This window comes from Kitasatospora griseola, assembly GCF_014648555.1.
GTDB classification, from domain to species: Bacteria; Actinomycetota; Actinomycetes; order Streptomycetales; family Streptomycetaceae; genus Kitasatospora; species Kitasatospora griseola.
Map to the genome: position 1 here is coordinate 47782 of NZ_BMRI01000034.1, position 20826 is coordinate 68607.

At 74.1% G+C, this 20826-nt stretch carries 17 protein-coding genes; 5 read left to right on the forward strand and 12 right to left on the reverse strand.

Annotated features, from left to right (window positions below; genetic code table 11):
* Positions 1-643: 643 nt before the first annotated feature.
* Together IEZ12_RS30210 and IEZ12_RS30215 are read left to right on the forward strand one after the other, a co-directional pair.
* Complete coding sequence (locus IEZ12_RS30210) at positions 644-1534, forward strand: DUF8842 C-terminal domain-containing protein (RefSeq protein WP_189276510.1); 891 nt, start codon at positions 644-646, stop codon at positions 1532-1534.
* A 14-nt stretch (positions 1535-1548) separates the two neighbouring features.
* Entirely contained in the window at positions 1549-2196 is a 648-nt protein-coding gene (locus tag IEZ12_RS30215; protein WP_189276564.1) for a hypothetical protein, read from the forward strand.
* Between the two features lie 72 nt (positions 2197-2268).
* On the opposite strand, the gene der is transcribed toward IEZ12_RS30215, so the two are convergent.
* The 4 genes from der to IEZ12_RS30235 form a co-directional block, all read right to left on the reverse strand.
* Positions 2269-3720 carry a ribosome biogenesis GTPase Der gene (der, locus tag IEZ12_RS30220; RefSeq protein ID WP_189276512.1) on the reverse strand — a complete coding sequence of 484 codons (1452 nt, stop codon included), beginning with the start codon at positions 3718-3720 and terminating at the stop codon, positions 2269-2271.
* Between the two features lie 116 nt (positions 3721-3836).
* Positions 3837-4553 carry a (d)CMP kinase gene (gene cmk / locus IEZ12_RS30225; protein WP_189276514.1) on the reverse strand — a complete coding sequence of 239 codons (717 nt, stop codon included), beginning with the start codon at positions 4551-4553 and terminating at the stop codon, positions 3837-3839.
* A gap of 84 nt (positions 4554-4637) precedes the next feature.
* Entirely contained in the window at positions 4638-5429 is a 792-nt protein-coding gene (locus IEZ12_RS30230; protein WP_268250281.1) for a DUF899 family protein, read from the reverse strand.
* Between the two features lie 679 nt (positions 5430-6108).
* Positions 6109-7194 carry a prephenate dehydrogenase gene (locus IEZ12_RS30235; RefSeq protein WP_189276516.1) on the reverse strand — a complete coding sequence of 362 codons (1086 nt, stop codon included), beginning with the start codon at positions 7192-7194 and terminating at the stop codon, positions 6109-6111.
* Between the two features lie 170 nt (positions 7195-7364).
* On the opposite strand from IEZ12_RS30235, the gene IEZ12_RS30240 reads away from it, so the two are divergent.
* From IEZ12_RS30240 to IEZ12_RS30250, 3 genes are read left to right on the forward strand one after another with little or no spacing between them, the layout of a single operon-like run.
* Positions 7365-9401, forward strand: a complete 2037-nt coding sequence (locus tag IEZ12_RS30240; RefSeq protein WP_229848313.1) for a DUF4139 domain-containing protein — start codon at positions 7365-7367, stop codon at positions 9399-9401.
* Positions 9398-10975 carry a mucoidy inhibitor MuiA family protein gene (locus IEZ12_RS30245; RefSeq protein WP_189276518.1) on the forward strand — a complete coding sequence of 526 codons (1578 nt, stop codon included), beginning with the start codon at positions 9398-9400 and terminating at the stop codon, positions 10973-10975. Before IEZ12_RS30240 ends, IEZ12_RS30245 begins: the two co-directional genes overlap by 4 nt.
* Positions 10976-11018: 43 nt before the next feature.
* Positions 11019-11381, forward strand: a complete 363-nt coding sequence (locus IEZ12_RS30250) for a DUF952 domain-containing protein (RefSeq protein WP_043910248.1) — start codon at positions 11019-11021, stop codon at positions 11379-11381.
* 5 nt (positions 11382-11386) lie between these two features.
* On the opposite strand, the gene IEZ12_RS30255 is transcribed toward IEZ12_RS30250, so the two are convergent.
* The 8 genes from IEZ12_RS30255 to IEZ12_RS40190 all read right to left on the reverse strand — a co-directional run bounded on the left by IEZ12_RS30255 (position 11387) and on the right by IEZ12_RS40190 (position 20721).
* Positions 11387-12364, reverse strand: coding sequence for a helix-turn-helix domain-containing protein (locus tag IEZ12_RS30255; RefSeq protein ID WP_043910246.1), 978 nt, complete (start codon positions 12362-12364; stop codon positions 11387-11389).
* Positions 12365-12575: 211 nt separating this feature from the next.
* Positions 12576-13844, reverse strand: a complete 1269-nt coding sequence (locus IEZ12_RS30260) for a pseudouridine synthase (protein ID WP_189276520.1) — start codon at positions 13842-13844, stop codon at positions 12576-12578.
* A complete protein-coding gene (gene scpB / locus IEZ12_RS30265) occupies positions 13844-14614 on the reverse strand; it encodes an SMC-Scp complex subunit ScpB (protein WP_189276522.1) in 771 nt (256 codons plus the stop codon). Before scpB ends, IEZ12_RS30260 begins: the two co-directional genes overlap by 1 nt.
* Positions 14611-15411 carry a segregation and condensation protein A gene (locus IEZ12_RS30270; RefSeq protein ID WP_308431095.1) on the reverse strand — a complete coding sequence of 267 codons (801 nt, stop codon included), beginning with the start codon at positions 15409-15411 and terminating at the stop codon, positions 14611-14613. Before IEZ12_RS30270 ends, scpB begins: the two co-directional genes overlap by 4 nt.
* A gap of 43 nt (positions 15412-15454) precedes the next feature.
* Positions 15455-15910 carry a hypothetical protein gene (locus tag IEZ12_RS30275; RefSeq protein WP_189276524.1) on the reverse strand — a complete coding sequence of 152 codons (456 nt, stop codon included), beginning with the start codon at positions 15908-15910 and terminating at the stop codon, positions 15455-15457.
* Positions 15911-15951: 41 nt separating this feature from the next.
* A complete protein-coding gene (locus IEZ12_RS30280) occupies positions 15952-17013 on the reverse strand; it encodes a ParA family protein (protein ID WP_035867306.1) in 1062 nt (353 codons plus the stop codon).
* A 459-nt stretch (positions 17014-17472) separates the two neighbouring features.
* A complete protein-coding gene (ald, locus tag IEZ12_RS30285) occupies positions 17473-18588 on the reverse strand; it encodes an alanine dehydrogenase (RefSeq protein WP_043910240.1) in 1116 nt (371 codons plus the stop codon).
* A 243-nt stretch (positions 18589-18831) separates the two neighbouring features.
* On the reverse strand, positions 18832-20721 hold the full coding sequence (locus IEZ12_RS40190; RefSeq protein WP_189276526.1) for a tetratricopeptide repeat protein: 1890 nt from the start codon (positions 20719-20721) through the stop codon (positions 18832-18834).
* Positions 20722-20826 lie beyond the last annotated feature (105 nt).

The following is a 20826-nucleotide window of genomic DNA, read 5'->3' on the forward strand; positions in this document are numbered from 1 at the left end:
CGGTCTCGTTACGGAAGGTCATGAGATTCCTCTCGACATCCCCGGGATGGGCAGGCGGAACCAGGCCCTGTGCAGGGCCGTGTTCGCTCGCCAAGTCCGGTGGGCGGCCGTGCACGTGTCGGACGTGCCGCTGCCGCCCCGGCCACCTGTCCGCATCCCCGGCGGCGGCTGGCTGCCGTCGCGCCGGTGGCGCAGGGTCCGGATCCGGGGTGAGCCGGGCGGACCGTGCGTCGGGGGTGAACCCGGGAGGTGCTCGTTGCACCGGCCATGAACCTACGAAGCCGGTGCGCGGGCCGCCAAACGTTTTCGGGTTTTCCCAGGTCAACGAAGGGTTACCGGCGGTATCGATCAAGTAAGCGAAGGATAAATGTCTCTTTTGTCCGCTTTTCCCAGGATCGATCCATACGTGAATATGGTCCCGGTCACAGTTTGGCCGGTGTGAGGTCGGGCACAGCGTCGACAGATAGCGACGCCCCGCGCACACAGGGCAGTCAGAAGCCGCGCAAATCCCGTCGTCCGACCGCCGACCCGTGACCCCAGCCACAACCCCCCGTTGGTAATGGCGGTCGGCGCGCCCCGCGCCGCGCACCCGGAGAGTCCCGCCGGGCGCATCCAGATCGTCAGGGCGAAACGAGGAGTCTTTGTGCCGCGCATGCTTGAGGTGAGCGAGGACGTACGCGCCGAAATCGGCGACGACGAGGCCGACAGCCTGCTGGCGGGAGCCCACGCCCCGGACTCGTACGACTGCACCTCGTGCCGACAACCGGGCGACTCGCTGCGCGAACGCACCAGCACGGTGCTGTTCGTCGGTGAGGAGACCGCGGTGCTGGCCTTCGCGCACGCCCGCTGCATCCCGTCCCAGGTGGTGCCGGTGGACGAGCAGCAGCTGCGCGGCGCCGTCGCCTCGATCAGCCAGGGCGGCGCCGCCACCGTCCCCGAGCCGGCGATCCCCGTCCAGGCCGCACCCGCCACCGCCCCGGCCCCCCAGGTCCCCCAGGTCTCCCCCGCCGCCCTGGTGACGATCCCGGAGCCGATCAACCCCTCGCCGCCCGGTCGGCCGCAGCCCGCCGTGCTCGGTGTGACCTGCGGCATCGTGCTGTGCGGCGACACCCAGCACGCCGCGCTGGTGATCGAGCCGACCGGACCGGTCGGGCGGCCGGGCAGTTCGAGCGGCCAGGACGAGTTCCTGTCGCTGCTGACCGAGCACGGCTTCCAGCTGGTCCAGGACGTCAACCGGGCGCCCGCCCGGCCGCGGGCCGGCTGGTCGGTGCTGATGGCGATGGGGCAGCTGCACGCGATCCTGCAGCCCTCGGCGACCGGCGGCTCGGCCGCCTGGTGGCAGGCCCACCAGGCGCTGCAGGTCACCCCGGCGTGGCGGGCGGCGGCGGCCCGCAAGTCCGAGGTGATCATGTTCGCGGTGCCGGCCGGCGCGGTCGGCCGCCAGCCCCGCGAGGACCTGCTGCGGGTGGCCCTGGACCGGGCCGCCGCCCGCGGCGTGCTGGCGGCGGGCACGCTGCCGCTGGCCGGCACCTGAGCGGGGGCGCGCCGATGACCGACCCCGTGAACGACCCGGCCGTCACCGGCTCGTCCGACACCTCGTCAACCACGGCCCTCCGGAAGGAGGTTGACGGGGCCTGGCGCGGCGGTCCGGCGATAGGACTGGGGGCGGCGCCCCCGCATCCCAAGCCGGTCTCGCTCGTTGGCTCCTACGTGTACAGCTACGACCTCGCCTCCCCCGGCCGTCCCTCCGCGCCCGCCGGCCGGTCGATCCCGAGCATGCGCCCGTCGTACGACGCGGAGCACCCGGTGTCGGCCACCCCGATCTACGACTCGCTGTACTCCGAGTACCGGCGGATGTTCCGGGCGCTGCCGGGCGACCGCTCCGGCGAGGAGGGGCTGAGGTTCACCGGCTTCGCGGTCCGCGAGCAGCAGCCGCGCGAGGTGGCGGCCGAGCGGCGCGAGCAGCCCGGGTACCCGCAGCACCAGTCCTTCGAGGCGTACGCCGGGCAGGCCGGGGGCGCGCCGCAGTTCGTCCCCACGCCGGGGTCCGCCGCGCAGGCCAACGGCCAGGGCTGGGTGGCGTCCGGCTACCTCGGCCCGCCCCAGCAGGCCGCCGGGCCCGCCCCGTCCGCTGCGGGCCCGGCGGGCGGGCGGCACCGCTCGGTGCTGTCGCTGCCGCCGGGCCGGGACGCCTGACCGGTCCGCAGACGGCTATGGGCCGCGCACACCCTCCGGTGTCCGCGGCCCACAGCCGTCCTACGTCTCCTACTACTTCTTCTTGCGCTTCTCGCGCACCCGGACCGAGATCGAGATCGGGGTCCCCTCGAAGCCGAACTCCTCGCGCAGGCGGCGCTCGATGAAGCGGCGGTAGCCGGCCTCCAGGAAGCCGGACGCGAACAGCACGAACCGCGGCGGGCGGGTGCCCGCCTGGGTGCCGAACAGGACGCGCGGCTGCTTGCCGCCGCGGATCGGGTGCGGGTGCGAGGCGACCAGTTCGCCGAGGAAGGCGTTCAGGCGGGCGGTGGGGATGCGGGTCTCCCAGCCGGCCAGCGCGGTCTCGATCGCCGGGACGAGCTTCTCCATGTGGCGTCCGGTCTTCGCCGAGACGTTCACCCGGGGCGCCCACTGGACCTGCACCAGGTCGCGCTCGATCTCGCGCTCCAGGTAGAACCGGCGCTCCTCGTCGAGCTGGTCCCACTTGTTGTAGGCGATGACGACGGCGCGCCCGGCCTCGACGGCCATCGAGATGATCCGGGTGTCCTGCTCGGCGAGGGTCTCGCTGGCGTCGACCAGAACGACCGCGACCTCGGCCTTGTCCAGCGCGGCGGAAGTCCGCAGCGAGGCGTAGAAGTCCGCGCCGGAGGTCAGGTGGACCCGGCGGCGGATACCGGCGGTGTCGATGAACTTCCAGGTCTTGCCGCCGAGTTCGATCATCTCGTCGACCGGGTCACGGGTGGTGCCGGCCAGCTCGTTGACGACCACGCGGTCCTCGCCGGCGACCTTGTTCAGCAGGCTGGACTTGCCGACGTTCGGACGGCCGATCAGCGCGACGCGGCGCGGGCCGCCGGGGACCAGGCCGTCGCCGAACAGCTGCGGCGGGGCCTCCGGGAGCACCTTCAGCACGGCGTCCAGCAGGTCGCCGGAGCCGCGGCCGTGCAGCGCGGAGACGGGGTACGGCTCGCCCAGGCCCAGCGACCACAGGTACGCGGCCTCGGCCTCGGTGGACGGGCCGTCGACCTTGTTGGCGCACAGCACCACCGGCTTGCCGGCCCGGCGGATCAGCCGGACCAGCGCGTCGTCGGTGTCGGTGGCGCCGACCGTGGCGTCCACCACGAACAGCACCGCGTCGGCCTGCTCGATGCCGAGCTCGGCCTGCGCGGCGACCATCGCGTCGAGGCCGAGGACGTCGATCTCCCAGCCGCCGGTGTCCAGCACCTTGAAGCGGCGGCCGGCCCACATCGCCTCGTAGCTGACCCGGTCACGGGTCACGCCGGGACGGTCCTCGACGACCGCCTCGCGGCGGCCGATGATGCGGTTGACCAGGGTGGACTTGCCGACGTTCGGGCGGCCGACGATCGCCAGCACCGGCATCGGGCCGTGGCCGTCCAGGTCGGCGTCGACCTCGGAGGCGTCGAAGCCCTCCTCGGCGGCCAGCGCCATGAACTCGGCGTACTCGGCGTCGCCGAGCTCGCCGTGCTGGGCGGTCGTGTCGTTGCTCATGCTCTGTCTTCCATTTCCCGGCCCGGCCCTTCCCAGGGGCGGACCGTGCGTACCTGCCCGCGGGCAGCGCGAACCGCGCGGATCTCGCGCGGTCGGATCGTTCGGGGGGTCTGGGGTCAGGCGGCGGTCAGGCCGGCCCGGTCCTCGACCAGGGCGGTGATCGTGCCGATCACCTGGTCGAGGGTGAGTTCACTGGTGTCGACCAGCTCGGCGTCCGCGGCCCGGGTCAGCGGGGCGGTCTCGCGGGAGGAGTCGGCGGCGTCCCGGCGGGCCAGGTCGGCGGCCATCGCGGTGATCGTCGCCTCGTCCAGGCCCTTGGCGCGCAGCTCGGCGGCCCGCCGCTCGGAACGGGCCTGCTCGGACGCGGTCAGGAAGACCTTCACGGTGGCGTCCGGGAACACCACGCTGCCCATGTCACGGCCCTCGGCGACGATGCCGCGGGCGGCGTGCAAGGCGCAGCCGCGCTGCAGCTCCACCAGCCGGGCCCGCACCGCGGGAACCGCGGCCACCGCGCTGACCTTGGCGGTCACCTCGGGGCCGCGGATCGGGCCGGACACGTCCTGGCCGTCCACGGTTATGGTCGGCCCGGCGGCGTCGGTGCCGGAGACGATGACGGGCTTGGTGCACGCGATCGCCACCGCCTCCGGGTCGTCCACGTCCACGTCGTTGGCGAGCATCCACCAGGTCATCGCCCGGTACATCGCGCCGGTGTCCAGGAAGCTCAGGCCCAGCCGCGCGGCCACTGCCCGCGACACCGTCGACTTCCCGGATCCCGAAGGCCCGTCGATGGCGACGACGACCGGGCTGTTCGACGCTCGGTCGACACTGTCCACGGGGCGAACCTCTCTCTCACGGCACCAGAACTCACCTCAAGGTTAATGGACTCCCGCCGTGCCCCGTCCCGGCCCCGCACGTGGTCAGTGGCAGTGGCCGCCCCTCCCGAGGGTCTCCACCGGCGACGCCCCCGGCCGGGTCCACTGCGGCACCGGCCGGCCGGTCGGCCCCCAGGTCGCCACGCCGTCGGCGTCCGTCCGCCAGAACCAGCCGATCGGCGCGCCGTGCCCGCCCACCGGCGACCCCGCGTCCGGCACCTCCGGCCAGCCCTCCGGAACGTCCTCCCAGCCCTCCCGGCGGCCGTACGGCGTCATGTCGAGCAGCGCCAGCGAACTGTTGATCCGCTCCGTGCCGCGACCGGTGGTGCTGTACGTGAGGAACACCCGGTCGCCGTCCCGCAGGAAGCACATCAGCCGGCCCATGTCACCGCCGATCGGCGCGGGCGCGTCACGCACCGAGAACCAGGGCTGGGTGTACTCCATGAACTCCACGTACGGAGCGACCTCCGCCCACGGGCCGCTGGTCACCACCGCGAACGAGACGCCCCGGGCATTCAGGTACGCGGAGTCCCCCAGGTGCCACGCCACCATCGTGCAGCCCTCGCACTGCCCCTGGAACGGCACCCCGTCCCACCACATGTGCTGGTACACGACCAGCTCGTCCCGCCCCTCGAACAACTCCCGGAACGCCACCGCCCCGCCGGCCCCCACGACGACGGCCGCCCCGTCCACCTCCACCATCGGCAGCCTCCTGCGAGCCGCCGCCAACGCATCCCCCTCCCGGGTGTGCGCCTTCTCCCGCACCAGCACCTCCCGCCGAGCCGCCTCCCACACCTCCATGCCCACGACCACCGGCCGCCCACCAGTCCCACTCACCACAAGCCCTCCGTCCGCCCACCGAAAGGACGCCCCACCGACGCCCACCCGTACAGACGACCCCCACCCCCGAAACTCATCGGCCCCCACCCGACAAGTTCCCGCCTCCCCCACGAACCGGAGAACCCCGCCGACCCCGGACACGCAACCCCCGCCACCGGAGTGCGGACCGCAGGTCCCCGCCCCGGCTGCCCCACCGAAGCGGAATCCTCCCGCCAACCCCGGGGCATCCAAGCCCCACGAACCGGAGAACCTCCCGGCCCCAGCCGCAGCCCCGCCACCAAGGCCCACACGACTGCCGGCCTGCTCACCCCCAAACCCCGCGCAGCGGAATCCCACCCGCCCATGCCATGCGCAGCGAAGAACCCCTTCGGCCGCGGACACCCCTGCCCACGCTCACGCGGCCTCGCCACCGGCGTTCGCACGACCGCCCCCGAACCCAGTCCTCAAGCCCGCGCAGCGGAGTGGGCCCCACGGCCCTACCTCGAATCCGCAGCCCAAGCCCCGCGCAGCGGGAATCCCCGTCGGCCGCAGCCCCGCCACCAAGGCCCGCACGACCGCCGGCCCCCTCAAACCCCTCCCCCAAACCCCGCACAGCGGGACCCCCTTACTCAACCGGGGCTCCCGCCACCCTTCCTCAAGCCCCCCGCCCACGCCCCGCGCAGCGGGAAAACCCCCGTCAGTCGCGAACCCCCCACCCGCGCTCCCGCAACCCCGCCACCAAGGCCCGCACGACCGCCGGGGCGACGGCCAGTTGGACGTGGCCGACCTGTTGGCCGGTGGAGTGCTCGATGGTGACGTCTTCGATGTTGACGCCGAGGGCACCGACTTCGCCGAAGAGGCGGCCGAGTTCGCCGGGCTGGTCGCCGAGGACGACGGTGACGGTCTCGTAGCGGGTGGGCGGCGCGCCGTGCTTGCCGGGGATGCGGGCCTGGCCGGTGTTGCCGCGGCGCATGACGGCTTCGATGCCGGCGGCGCCTTCGCGGCGTTCGGTCTCGTCGGTGCCCTGGAGGGCCCGGAGCGCGGTGACGGTCTCGGCGAGGTCGGTCGCGAGGTCGTCGAGGATGTCGGCGACGACGCCCGCGTTGGCGGAGAGGATGTCGATCCACATCGCGGGGTTGGAGGCCGCGATCCGCGTGACGTCCCGCACGCCCTGCCCGGACAGCCGCACCGCCGTCTCCTCGGCGTGCTCCAACCGGGCCGCGACCAGCGAGGACAGCAGTTGCGGTGCGTGCGAGACCAGCGCGACCGCCCGGTCGTGGTCGGCGGCGTCCATGACGATCGGCATCGCCCCGCACAGTGCGACGAGTTCGAGGGCGGCGTTGAGCGTCTCGGTGTCGGTGTCGGCGGTGGGCGTGAGCACCCAGGGCCGGCCCTCGAAGAGGTCGGCGGTGGCGGCGAGCGGCCCGGAGCGTTCGCGGCCGGCCATCGGGTGGGAGCCGATGTAGTGGACGGTGTCGAGGCCGAGTGCGGTGATCTCGCCGCGCGGCCCGGCCTTGACGCTGGCGACGTCGGTGTAGCAGCGGGCGAGGCCGCGCCGCTGGCAGTCCGCGAGGACCTTGCCGATGAGGGCGGGCGGCACCGCGATGATCGCCAGGTCGACGGGCCCGTCGGGGAGTTCGGTGGTGCCGGCGCCGAGCGAGGCGGCCGTGCGGGCGGCGTCCTGGTCGGCGTCCTCCAGGTAGACGCTTATGCCGCGGCGGGTGAGGGCGAGCGCGGCGGAGGTGCCGATGAGTCCGGTGCCGATGACGGCGGCTGTGCGCATGGCGGGTCCTCGTCCTACTGGTCGCGGTGCTGGTCGGGCCATTGTCCCGCACGGCCCGGCGGGAGGGCGCGGTTGGCCGACGCGCAGGGGAAATCCGGGTGGTGTGACGGCGGTTGGGTGCAGACTGGGCGCCCGGGTCCGGGGTTCGGGCCGGTGGCGAAGGGGGCGAGGTGGCGGGGCAGCTGGCGGTGTGGGAGTCGAGGCTGGAGTCGGTGGTGGTGCACGCGGTGGGTGCGGTGTGCCGTCGCCGCGCGTCGGGTGAACTACCGGCGGACGGCCGGGTGCGGGTGACGGGGCTGCCGCGGCTCGCCGCGGAGGGTTCGCTGCGAGTGCGGGTGCTGTCCGGCGGGGCGCGGGTCGTGGAGGCCCGTGTCGAGCACGTCGAGAGCGTCCGTGAGGAGGGCGAATCGCCCGCCTGGGAGCGGGAGTTGAAGGAGCTGGGCGCGGAGCGCGACCGCCTGGTGGAGCGTCAGGAGCGGTTGGACGCGCGGATCCGGGAGGTGGCGGCGCTGCGCCCGGTGTCGCCGCAGCGCCGCCGCGACGAGGGCTTGCGGCGGGCGCCGGCGGACGCGGTGCTGGAGCTGGCGGAGTTCGTGGACGCGCGTCTCGCGGTGCTGCACGAGCGGGCGGTGGAGCTGGCGCAGCAGGTCGCGTCGGCGGACCACGCGTTCGACGTGGCGTCGGTCCGCGCGCGGCAGCGGTCGAGCGCCGATCAGCCGGGCGGGGTGGAGTCGTCGGCGCGGGCGGTGGTGACGGTGCGCGGCGCGGGGCCGGTGGAGTTGGAGGTGGAGTACGCGGTGCCGGGCGCGGTGTGGGTGCCGACGTACCAGTTGGCGCACCGCCGGGGTGAGCGTTCGGCCCGGCTGACGTTGCGGGCGTCGGTGGCGCAGCGCACCGGCGAGGACTGGTCGGGGGTGCGGCTCGCGCTGTCGACGGCGGACCTGGCCCGGCCGAGCGGGCTGCCGCGGCTGAGTTCGCTGCGGATCGGCCGTCGGCAGCCGGCTCCGGCGCCGTCGGGGTGGCGGGCGCAGCCGGCGGGGCTGGACGAGCTGTTCGCCGACTGGGTGGGCGCGCAGGTGTCGAAGCCGGTGCCACAGGGGCCGCGGGCGATCGGCGCGGTGCCGGTGGCTGCGGCGGCGCCGGTGGCTCCGAAGCCGGGCCGTCCGGCGGGCGGTGGTGCGTCCGCGAAGGCCCGACCGGGTTTCGGCGCGGCGCCCTCGATGCAGCCGCGGTCGATGCCGGCGCCGGCCGCCCCGCAGGGCCCGCCGCCCGCGGGCGCGCCGGCCGAGGCGATGGCGTACGGCGGTGCGGCGCCCGCGCCGTTCGTGGCGGAGCTGTCCGCCGATACGGCCGCCGACCTGGCCGAGCCCGCCGTCCCGGCGGGGCCGCGTCCGTCCGCGGACCAGTTGGACTACGCGGGGCTGGTGCTGGCGGGCGCGCAGGAGGAGTCGTTCCGCCGGGGCCGGCTGTTCCCGCGGGGCGAGTCGGCCGCGGCGGGCGCGCTGCGGGGCGCGGAGGCGGTGGGCGGGCTGCCGCTGCCGGTGTTCGCGGTGCGGCCGCGCGAGTCGGCGGGGTCGTTCGACCACCGGTTCGACGCGGTGGCGCCGGCCGAGATCCCGTCGGACGGGGTGTGGCACACGGTGGCGGTGGCGGAGCTGCCGGTGGAGGTGGCGACGCGCTACGTGTGCGTGCCGTCGGTGGAGGAGGCGGTGTACGCGGTGCTGGAGCTGGCGAACGGCACCGCGCACGCGCTGCTGGCGGGGCCGGTGGAGGTGTCGGTCGACGGCGACTTCCTGACGACGGCGGCGCTGCCGACGCTGGCGCCCGGCGGGGTGCGCGAGGTGGGCCTGGGCCGTGCGGAGGAGGTGCGGGTGGCCCGGCACAGCGAGGTGCGGGAGTCGACGTCGGGGGTGTTGAACTCGACGGCGGTGCTGGACCACCAGGTGCGGATCGAGTTGGTGAACCGGCTGCCGCACGACGCGTCGGTGGAGGTCCGCGAGCGGGTGCCGGTGAGCGGCGACGCGGAGGTGCGGGTGGAGGAGCGGCCGGGCTGGTCGCCGCCCGAGGAGCCGACCGCGCAGCTCCCGTCGTCGGCGCGGATCCGGCGGGTGGTGGTGCCGGCCGGGGGTTCGACGGAGCTGACGGGCGGCTATGTGATCCGGATCCCGGCCGGTAAGGCCGTGGTCGGCGGGAACCGAAGGAGTTGAACGTGGACGAGGAGACGATCGCCCTTCCGGTGACCGCGGTGACGTGCCTGGAGGACCGGGCGCAGCTGGAGCGGACGGCGGAGCTGGCGCTGACGCCGGGCGTGCACCGGCTGCGGCTGGGCCCGGTGACGGCGCTGGCGGTGGACCGTTCGCTGCACGCGGCGGTGCTGGCCGGGGACGGCGCGCCGACCGAGGCGGCGAAGGTGCTGGACGTCCGCCTGGTGCGGTCCTGGCAGCCGCCGGCGCCGCTCCCGCCGGGCGCCGACGATTCGGCACTGCGCCGCCGGGTGCACCGGCTGGAGCGCGAGTACCTGACGGAGTCGCGCCGCCAGGAGCGCCTGGAGGCGCGGCTGGCGCTGCTCGGCCAGCTGGCCGCGGACCTGCTGCGGGAGATCGGCGAGGGCGCGGGCGTCGGCGAGCTGGAGCAGGCCCGCTGGTCGCGCGAGCTGGACCGGGTGGACGCCGAGCGGGAGTCGTACGGCGAGCAGCTGCGGGCCTCGCGGATGCGCGCGTCCGAGCTGACGGCGGCCCAGGGGCACGCCGAGCTGGCGCTGTCCCGGGCCGAGGAGGAACCGGTCGAGCTGCTGGCGTTCGTGGAGCTGTCGGTGGAGTGCGCCGAGCCGGGCCGGTTCCTGGCCCGGGTGGGGCATCTGACGGCGTGCGCGCTGTGGCGGCCCGCGTACCGGGCCGAACTGGCGGGCGACACGCTGCGGTTGGAGACCGAGGCGGTGGTGTGGCAGCGCACCGGTGAGGACTGGTCGAACGTCGCGCTGACGCTGTCCACGGCCCGTTCCGGGTCGGCGGGCGAGCCGCCGGCGCTGTTCGAGGACCGGCTGGTGCTGCGGGAGCGCTCGGCGCAGGAGAAGAAGTCCGTCGAGGTGGAGCTGCGCGAGCAGGCGATCGCCGACGCGGGCCCGCTGGAGCCGGGCCTGCCGGGCGTGGACGACGGCGGCGAGGTGCGAGTGCTGCGCGCCGCGGAGCCGGTCACGGTGCCCTCGGACGGGCGGGCGCACCGGGTGCCGGTGAGCGCGTTCGAGACCGGGGCGCGCAGCGAGTTCGCGGCGGCGCCGGAGCTGTCGGAGCTGGTGACGGAGGTGGTGTCGTTCCGCAACGCCTCGGGGCACGCGCTGCTGGCCGGCCCGGTGGACCTGGTGCGCGGCTTCGGCTGGACCGGTCGGGGCGCGCTGGAGTTCGCCGCGGCGGGCGCGCCGGTGCGGCTGGCGTTCGGTTCCACGGACGGCCTGCGGGTGGTGCGGGAGTTCGAGGAGCGCCGCGAGGGCGCCGGCCTGGGCGGCCAGCGCACCCTGCTGACCCGTACGGTGCGCCTGCACCTGTCACGCTTCTCCGCGCCCGGCGAGGACGCCGAGCAGGTGGTGACGGTCCGCGAGCGGATCCCGGTCTCCGAGGTGCAGGCGGTGGAGGTGCGGCTGCGCAAGGACCGCTGCGCGCCGCCGCCCGACGAGCTGGACGCCGACGGCATCGCCCGCTGGGAGGTGCCGCTGCCGCCGGGCGGCCGGCGCACCGTCACGCTGGTGTACGAGGTGTCGGCGGCGGCGAAGGTGGCGGGCCTGTGAGCGGCCGCGCCCGACCGGCCGTCAGCTCCGGTACAAAAGAGACATGATCTACCATCTCGCCCCGCTGGACGACTGGCTGCGCGACCCGGGCCGGCCGTACACCGCCGCCTCGCTGCTCACCGAGGGCTTCCTGCACTGCTCGCCGGACGAGACCACAGTGCTGGCGGTCGCCAACCAGTACTTCCCGGACTCCCCGGATCCGCTGATGGCGCTGCTGATCGAGGAGAAGCTCGTCGAACCGATGGTGAAGTGGGAGGCGGCCACCGGCGGGCCGCCTCCCGGCAGCACCCCGGGGGTGCTGTTCCCGCACATCTACGGGCGGCTGAACCGGACGGCCGTGGTGGGCCTGGAGAAGGTGGAGCGCGGCCCGGACGGGCGCTGGGCCGCGCTGCGCCCCTGGAGCTAGCCGGGCTACAGCCAGCCGCGCTCGCGGGCCGCCATCCCGGCCTGGAACCGGGTGGTGGCCCCGAGTTCGCGCATCAGGCCCTGCAGGCGGCGCTGGGTGGTGCGGGCGCTCCAGCCGAGCGAGCGGGCGATCGACTCGTCGGTGAGGCCGGCGGCGAGCAGCCCGAGCAGCTTCAGGTGGTCGGAGTCCGGCCCGGGGCCGTCGCCGCCGCCGATCACGGTCTGCAGCGGCACGGCCCGCTCCCACTCGGCCTCGAACAGCGCGTCCAGGGCCTGCAGCAGCGCGGACGGGTGGATGACGTACGCGGCGTCCAGGACGCTGTCGCCGACGCTGATCGGGATGATCGCCATCTTGTCGTCGGCCATCATCATCTTCATCGGCAGCACCGGCCGCACCCGGGCCTCCTCGCCGTCCTCGACGCCGGTGAGGATCTCCTGCTCCAGCCGCCCGGGCCAGGCGATCGCCTCCTTGTCGAAGACGGTGCGGATCCGCACCCCGGCCTTGAGCTTGGCCCGCTGCCGGGGCTGCTGCACGGTCGGGTCCTGCACGTACGGCGGGCAGTCGAAGCCGCGGATCTGGTACTGGCCGGACTCCACCAGGTGCTCCAGCCGCTGGGCGATCGCCTCGCCGCCGGTGAGCACCTCCACCGAGTGCGCGGGGTCGGTGTACCGGGACGCCTCCCGGAAGGCGTCCATCAGGCGGTGCATCTCGGCGCGGGCGGAGCGCAGTTCGGCCTCGCGATGGCCTATCAGGGTGCCGATGGCGACGTCGGGGGCGACCGCCAGGTAACGCTCCCGGTCGACCGGGGCGCGCGTCGCCATGCCCTGTTCGGCGAGGCGGTCCAGCGCCTGCCGGCACTGGTCCAGGGTCAGGCCGCAGTGTTCGGCCAGCTCCTGGGCGGTCGACTGCGGCGCGACGACCAGCGCGGCGTACACCTGGCCGTCCGGCCGGCCGAGGCCCAGCACGGTGAATGCGTCGAGCATGAACTTCCTTCCCCCGCCGCCCCGTCCCCTGACGCGGTGGCGCACTTCCGCCACGCGCCGGGGCGAACTTCGGTGGCAATCTTCTGCCAACGGGTCGAACGATAGCAAGGCCGCACGGCCCGCCTCGCCGGTCAAGACCCGGCAAAGCCTCCGTACACGCCGGGAGCCCGTTCGCCGTGCACGGCGAACGGGCTCCCGGCAGGGGCTGCCGTTACAGCCCGACCTCGTTCATCAGCGCCCCGACCTCGGGGTTGGTCAGGCGGCGCAGCCAGCCCGACTTCTGGTCGCCGAGCGAGATCGGCCCGAACGCGGTGCGCACCAGCTTCTCCACCGGGAAGCCGACCTCGGCCAGCAGGCGACGCACGATGTGCTTGCGGCCCTCGTGCAGAGTCACCTCGACCAGGTAGTTCTTGCCGACGTTCGAGATCACCTTGAAGCTGTCGGCGCGCGCCCAGCCGTCCTCCAGCTCCACGCCCTTGGCGAGCTGCTTGCCCAGGTCGCGCGGGATCGGACCCTGGATGGCCGCCAGGTACGTCTTGGTGACGCCGTACTTGGGGTGGGTCAGCCGGTGGGCCAGCTCGCCGTGGTTGGTGAGCAGGATGATGCCCTCGGTCTCGGTGTCCAGCCGACCGACGTGGAACAGCCGGGTCTCCCGGTTGGTCACGTAGTCGCCCAGGCACTGGCGGCCCTCCGGGTCCTCCATGGTGGAGACCACGCCGGCCGGCTTGTTCAGCGCGAAGAACAGGTAGGACTGGGTGGCGACGGTCAGCCCGTCGACCTTGATCTCGTCGTTCATCGGGTCGACCCGCAGGCCCTGCTCGACCACGAGCTTGCCGTTGACCTCGACCCGGCCCTGCGCGATCAGCTCCTCGCAGGCCCGACGGCTGCCCATGCCCGCCCGGGCCAGCACCTTCTGCAGGCGCTCGCCCTCTTCGCCGACCTGCTTGCCGGGGCCCTCGTGCCGGGCCAGCACCCGGTCCTCGATCTTGCCCTGCAGCTCGCGCGAGCGCTGCGGCTGACGCCGCGGGTCGCCGGGCGCGCCCTGCCCGTCCCGACGCGGCCGGGGCGCCGCCCCGGGCTTGCGGGTGCTGTACGCGCCGCGCCCCGGCGTCGCGTTCGGGCCGCCGCCGTACTCGGGGCGGTCGTACTTGCGCTCCTCCGGCCGCAGCGGCCGGTCCGGGTAGCGGCGCTCCTCGCGCCCGCTGCCACCGCGCTGCGAGCCCCCGTACGAGCCCGAGCCGCCGCCGTACGAGCCCGAGGAGCCCGAACCGCCGCCGTACGAGCCCGAGCCGCCGCGGGACGACCCGCCCCGGCTGCTGCCACCGCCCTGGCCGTAGGACGACCCGCCGCGACTGCCGCCGCCTCCCTGGCCGTAGGACGACCCGCCGCGGCCACCGCCCTGCTGGCCCCCCCGGCCGCCCTGTCCGCCCCGGCCCTGACCGCCGCCGCCGCTGTTCCTGCCGTTGCCACTGCTACGCATCAAAATGTCCGTACGTCGTTTCCGTCTGGGTCCGGGTCGGCCTGGTTCGGCCCCTCCTGTGCGGCGGCGACCGCCTGCGCGATCATCGTGCCCTCAAGGGACTCCGTTTCCACGTCGTCGACCTCGGGCAGGAAGGGCGCGAGCTCCGGCAGCTCGTCCAGGCCGCGCAGCCCCATCCGTTCCAGGAAGTAGTTCGTCGTCCGATACAGGATCGCTCCGGTTTCGGGCTCGGTGCCGGCTTCTTCGACCAGTCCTCGCTGTACCAGGGTACGCATCACGCCGTCGCAGTTCACACCACGGACCGCGGAAACCCGCCCGCGCGACACCGGCTGCCGGTACGCCACCACCGCCAGAGTCTCCAACGCGGCCTGCGTGAGCCGGGCCTGCTGCCCGTCCAGGACGAACCGCTCCACCGCCGCCGCACACTCCGCACGGCTGTAGAACCGCCACCCGCCGGCCACCTGCCGCAGCTCGAAACCGCGCCCCTGCGCGGTGTACTCCGCCGCCAACTCCCGCAGCACAGCAGCCACTTCACCCGCCGACGCGGCCAGCACCGAGGCCAGCCGGCCCTCCGCCACCGGCTCGTCGGCGACCATCAGCACCGCCTCCAGCGCCGCCCGCAGCGGCACCCCGGCCTCCGCCTCGGGCAGCGCCAGGACCCGCTCCACCGGCTCCACCCGCTCGCCGTCGGGGTACGCCGACTCCTGCCACTCCCCGGGCCTGGCCTGCCCGGGCAGGCCCAGCGCCCGCCGCGACCGCTGCTCCGTCATCGGGCACCGCCTTCCTCGCCACCGTCCGCGGGACGGTCGAACTCGTCGGTCACCTCGACCGTCCGGTCCCCCTCGGCGACCCAGCGCACCACCAGCTCCTCCAGGGCCTGCGGCTGCTCGAACGCCAGCACCTTCTCCCGGTACAGCTCCAGCAGCGCCAGGAACCGCGCCACCACCACCAGCGCGTTGTCCGCGTCCGCCACCAGCCGCCCGAACGTCGCCTCTCCCAGCGCGCTCAGCCGCTCCACCACCAGCGCCGCCTGCTCCCGCACGCTCACCGGCGGCATGTGGATGTGGTCCACGTACACCGCCGGCTTCGGCTTCGGCACGAACGCCCTCGCCGCCAGCTGCGCGAACCGCTCCGGCCCGATCGACAGCACCACCTCGGGCAGCAGCTGCGCGTGGTGCGGCTCCAGCCCGACCGTCCGCGGCCGCCGCAACGACTCCGCCGCCCACCGCTCGGCGAACAGCTCCGCCACCTTCTTGTACGCCCGGTATTGCAACAGCCGCGCGAACAGCAGGTCCCGCGCCTCCAGCAGCGCCAGGTCCTCCTCGTCCTCGACCTCCGCCACCGGGAGCAGTCGCGCCGCCTTCAGGTCCAGCAGCGTCGCCGCCACCACCAGGAACTCGGTCGCCGCGTCCAGGTCCCACTCCGGCCCCATCGCCCGGATGTGCGCCACGAACTCGTCCGTGACCCGCGACAGCGCCACCTCGGTGACGTCCATCCTGTGCTTCGCGATCAGCCCGAGCAGCAGGTCGAACGGCCCCTCGAAGTTCTCCAACCGGACCTGGAACACAACGGGTAATTCTGGCAGACGAGGAGCGAAAACCGGCCGAGCGCTACCGCCCGCGCAGCCTTCGCACGAGAATCGACGCCTCGCCCCGCTGCTCCAGATCCGCCAGCACCACCGAGATCGCCTCGCGAACCACCCGCCCGCGGTCGACCGCCAGCCCGTGCTCGCCGCGCAGCACCAGCCGCGCGTGCTCCAGGTCCATCAGCTCCTCGGCGGACACGTACACGGTGATCTTCTCGTCGTGCCGTTCCCGTCCGGACGGGCGCCGGGCCCGTCCGCGTCCGCGCACCGTCGTGGTCGCCGCCCGCCGGGCCGCCTCCGCGGGGTCCTCCGCGCGCCCCGCAGGGCCCGCGCCGGGCTCCGGCCGGGCGGCCGGGACGTCCGCGGTGCGGCCCGCCCCGGAAGCGCCCTGAGCGTCCTTCACGGGCTCCTGCGCCCGTGCGGCGCCGGAGGCACTGGCGCCGCCGGAACCGTTGCGTGCGAGCGAGGGCGACAGGGCCATTCCGCCGGTTGCCCGGAACAGTTCGTCGGCCCCCGGGAGGCTCACTCGACGGGGCGGCACCGGTCGAGCACCTCCCTGGCGAGCTGTCGGTAGGCGGCCGCGCCGACCGAGTTGGTGGCGTAGGTGGTGATCGGCTCGCCGGCCACGGTGGTCTCGGGGAACCTGACGGTCCGTCCGATGACGGTGTGGAAGACGTGTTCGCCGAACGCCTCGACGACCCGGGCCAGCACCTCGCGCGAGTGCACGGTGCGGGAGTCGTACATGGTGGCGAGGATGCCGTCCAGGCGCAGTTCGGGGTTGAGCCGCTCGCAGACCTTCTCGATGGTCTCGGTGAGCAGCGCGACGCCGCGCAGCGCGAAGAACTCGCACTCCAGCGGCACGATGACGCTGTGAGCGGCCGTCAGGGCATTGACCGTCAGCAGGCCCAGCGAGGGCTGGCAGTCGATGATGACGTAGTCGTAGTCGGGAAGCAGCGGCTTGAGCGCGCGGGCCAGCGCGGACTCGCGGGCGACCTCGCTGACCAGCTGCACCTCGGCGGCGGACAGGTCGATGTTGGACGGCAGCAGGTCCATGCCGGGGATGGCGGTCTTCAGCAGGACCTCATCGGCCGTCAGGCCCCGCTCCATGAGCAGGTTGTAGACCGTGACGTCGAGTTCCATCGGGTTGACGCCGAGGCCGACGGAGAGCGCGCCCTGCGGGTCGAAGTCCACCAGCAGGACCCGGCGGCCGTACTCGGCGAGTGCGGCGCCCAGGTTGATGGTGGAGGTGGTCTTGCCGACTCCGCCCTTCTGGTTGCACATCGCGATGATCTGCGCGGGGCCGTGCTCGGCGATCGGCGCGGGAATCGGGAAGTACGGCAGCGGACGGCCGGTCGGGCCGACCCGCTCGCGGCGCTGGCGGGCCGCGTCGGGGGCCAGCGTGGCGGCGTACTCGGGGTCGGGCTCGTACTCGGCGTCCGGGTCGTCGTAGGGCCCGTAGCCGAGCTCGTTGTAGGCCAGGCCGTACGCCGCGAAGTCGGCGTCGTAGTCGGTGGCGGCTGTCGCCGCGCTCTGACGCGCCTCGAAGGTGCGGACCGCGACCGAGCCGACCTCCTGCGCACCCACCGTGGCGTGCCGGGCTTCCTCGTTCGGCTGCCCGGCGGAGAGCTCCGCCAGTCCTGGCTGACCACCCCCGGGAGCAAATGTCGACTCATTCACAAGTCGTCTTACCTCCTTGGACATCCAGGACTCTATGTCGATTCGTCAGCGTGGCAGCATGCCAACGGTTTGCGACTCTAGGCCGTTTCGGGCATTCGCAGCAACACAATCCACGGTAGTGGGCCGGTTGTGTCGGCCACTCACCCACCCCGTGTCAAGAGACGACCCTAACGTTTCCGCGCAGGCGGCGGGCCGTGAGGGGGCGTCAGGTGTCCTTGTCGACAGAGCGGGTGACAAACCGCACCGGAATTGACCGGCCGTGGACACCTCCGAGCGCCTCGGCGAAACCCCGGGGCTGCTTCGGGCATGCCGAAGCCCCCGGACCGAACAGGACGGACGGCCGGGGGCGACAGCGGGTGCGGGGCGTCAGGCGAGGACGCTCTCCAGCGAGACCGACTCCAGGCCGAAGGCCTCGGCGACGGCCGGGAAGGTGATCTGGCCCTCGTGCACGTTCAGGCCCTTGGCGAGCGCGGCGTCGCGGCGCAGCGCGTCCTTCCAGCCACGGTTCGCCAGCTCCACCACGTACGGCAGGGTAGCGTTGGTGAGCGCGTAGGTGGAGGTGTTCGGGACGGCGCCCGGCATGTTCGCCACGCAGTAGAAGACCGAGTTGTGGACCTGGAAGGTCGGCTCGGCGTGCGTGGTGGGGTGCGAGTCCTCGAAGCAGCCGCCCTGGTCGATGGCGATGTCGACGAGCACGGAGCCCGGCTTCATGCGGGAGACCAGCTCGTTGGTGACGAGCTTCGGGGCCTTGGCGCCCGGGATCAGCACGGCGCCGATGACCAGGTCGGCCTCGACGACGGCCTTCTCCAGCTCGAAGGAGTTGGAGACGATGGCCTTGATCTTGTTGCCGAAGATCTTGTCGGCCTCGCGCAGCTTGTTGATGTCGCGGTCCAGCAGGGTCACGTCGTAGCCCATGCCAATGGCGATGGTGGCCGCGTGCCAGCCGGAGACGCCACCGCCGATGACGACGGCCTTGGCCGAGTGGGTGCCGGGCACGCCGCCGGGCAGGGTGCCGCGGCCGCCGGCCGGACGCATCAGGTGGTACGAGCCGACCTGCGGGGCCAGGCGGCCCGCGACCTCGGACATCGGGGCCAGCAGCGGCAGGGCGCCGTTCGCCAGCTGCACGGTCTCGTACGCGATGGCGGTGGTGCCGGAGGCGAGCAGCGCGTCCGTGCCCGGGCGGTCGGCCGCCAGGTGCAGGTAGGTGAAGAGGGTCTGGCCCTTGCGCAGTCGGTGGTACTCCGACGCGATGGGCTCCTTCACCTTGAGGATCATGTCGGCCGCGGCCCACACCTCGTCGGCGGTGGGGAGGATGGTGGCGCCGGCGGCCACGTACTCCTCGTTGGGGATCGAGGAGCCGACACCGGCGTTGTCCTCGATGACGACCTCGTGTCCGTTGCGGACCAGCTCATGCACACCGGCAGGCGTGATGGCCACGCGGTACTCGTGGTTCTTGACCTCGCGGGGGATGCCGACCTTCACGGCTAACACGTCCTCTTGCCATGGGGAACCTACCGGGGGAAGACCGGCGGGGCGACGCGCACAAGGGGGGGCACAACGGGACAACCGGTGCATGGATCCATGCGCGACTGAGTTCGATTGTAATGAAGTCCAGGAAGCGCGTCAGCCTTCCAAAGCGAACAAATCAGCTCGACTCATTGGCAAGTTCGTAGGCTTGCAGGCTTCCTGAGGCCACATTGCGGGGCGAACTCCGCACTCAAGACACTACTCCGAAAGTGGACGAAACCCCTCCTGGCCCAGGTGCTGCCGCAGCCGCGCGGCCAGCCCCGCGACCTGCTGCTCGCCCGCCCGGTCGCCGATCCGGCGCAGCACCGCCGCCGCCGAGCGGTACTCCCGCAGCGCCTCCTCGAAGCGCCGCAGCGCGGTGTGCGCCTCCGCCACCCGCACCAGCAGCCGGGCCTCCGTGACCTGGTCGCCGACCGCCTGCCGCAGCACCAGCGCCCGCCCGTACGCGTCGGCGGCCCGCAGCGGATCGCCCAGCGCCCGGTGGCAGTGGCCCACCCCCTCCAGCGCCCGGGCACAGCCGCCCTCGTCGCCCGCGCCCCGGAACAGCTCCACCGCCCGGCGGTAGCGCTCGGCGGCCTGCTCCCAGCGGTCCGCGTCCGCCTGCAGGTCGCCGAGGTTGAGCAGCGCGGCGGCGGCCCGGCGCGGGGCGCCCTGCCGCTCGGCGACCTTGAGCACCGACTCGTGCAGCGCGTGCAGGTCCGCCGGCGCGGCCTCCCCGGTCAGCGGCAGGGCCCGCAGCAGCGCCGCCACCAGACGGCCCGCGGTGCCGTCCAGGTCGCCCTGGCCGACGGCGTCCGCGACAGCGGCGAGAAGTTGCTCACGTTCCCCCAGCAGCCACTGCCCGGCGTGCGCCGCCGAACGCAGCCGCAGCGGCCCCGGCAGCGGGTCGGGGTTCGGGCCGGCCGCCGGGTCCAGCAGCAGCCGCGCCGAATCGACCAGCCGCACCAGCCGCTCCAGCAGCCGGGCCCGGGCCAGCTCCAGCTCGGACGGCCGGTCCAGCTCGGCGCGCAGCTCCACCAGCCGCCCGTACAGCCGCCCCGGCACCCGGTAGCGCTCGGTGCCGTCGGCGGCCGCCGGCTCCCGCTCCATCAGCTCCAACTCGGCCAGCGCCGCCAGGTGCGACCCGGCCTCCGGCGCCGGACAGCCCACCAGCGCCGACGCGGTCCGCAGGTCGACCTGCTGGCCGGGCGCCAGCGTGCACAGCCGCAACAGCCGCGCCCGGGCGGTCGGCAGCCGCCGGTACGCGGGCTCGAACGCCCCCCGCAGCGGGTCGCCCTCCACCACCGGCACGGTGTCCGGCTGCTCCGCCGCCTCCGCGCGGGAGCGCTCCCGCGCGGGCTGTTCCGGCGGACGCCGCAGCCGCTCGGCGGCCTCGGTGACGGGCAGCCGGGGCTCGCTGCGCAACCAGCCCGCGGCCAGCCGCAACGCCGCCGGGCGGTTGGCGCACGCCTCCGCGAGCTCGGCCGCGCCGACCGGATCGCAGGAGATCCGGGTGCCGCCGACCAGCGCGGACAGCAGGTCGAGGGTCGCCCGGTGCTCCAGCCCGCCCAGGATCACCGGATCGATGCCGTCGATGCCGGTCAACGGCCCCGAGGTGGTCGCCAGCAGCAGCGACTCGGTCTTCTCCGCGAGCAGCGGCCACACCTGGCCGGTGTCCCGCACGTCGTCCAGCAGCAGCAGCGCCCGCCGCGAGGCCAGGGCCTCGCGCAGCGCCTCGCACGCCGGGTCCTCCTCGGCGGCGCCGGGCAGCAGCGCCAGGCCGGGCCGTTCACCGAGCTGGTCCAGCAGCATCCGGGCGGCCCGCCCCGAGCCCACCCTCGTCCCGTCCGGCGCCGACAGCCGCGCGTACAGCAGCCCGTCCGGGTAGTCCGCGGCGACGCTGCGGGCCCACTGCACGGCCAGCGCGGTGCGGCCCGAACCCGGTCGTCCCGCCAGCACCGACAGCCGCCCCCGCCCCGACGACGGCCGTCCCGCGGCCACCGTCAGCGCCGCCAGCTCCGCCGTACGCCCCCCGAACGGCCGGGCGCCCGCAGGCAACGCGTCGAAGATCCGGGCCGCCTCGGCCACCGCCGCCGTATCCCTCGCCACCCGCGCCACTCCCGACCCGTCGCCCAGCGCCCCGGACCCGCACACCGGGCCCTGTTCGCGAAGCGTAGTTCGGCCACCCCGCCACGCCGAGACACCCCGGTCCCG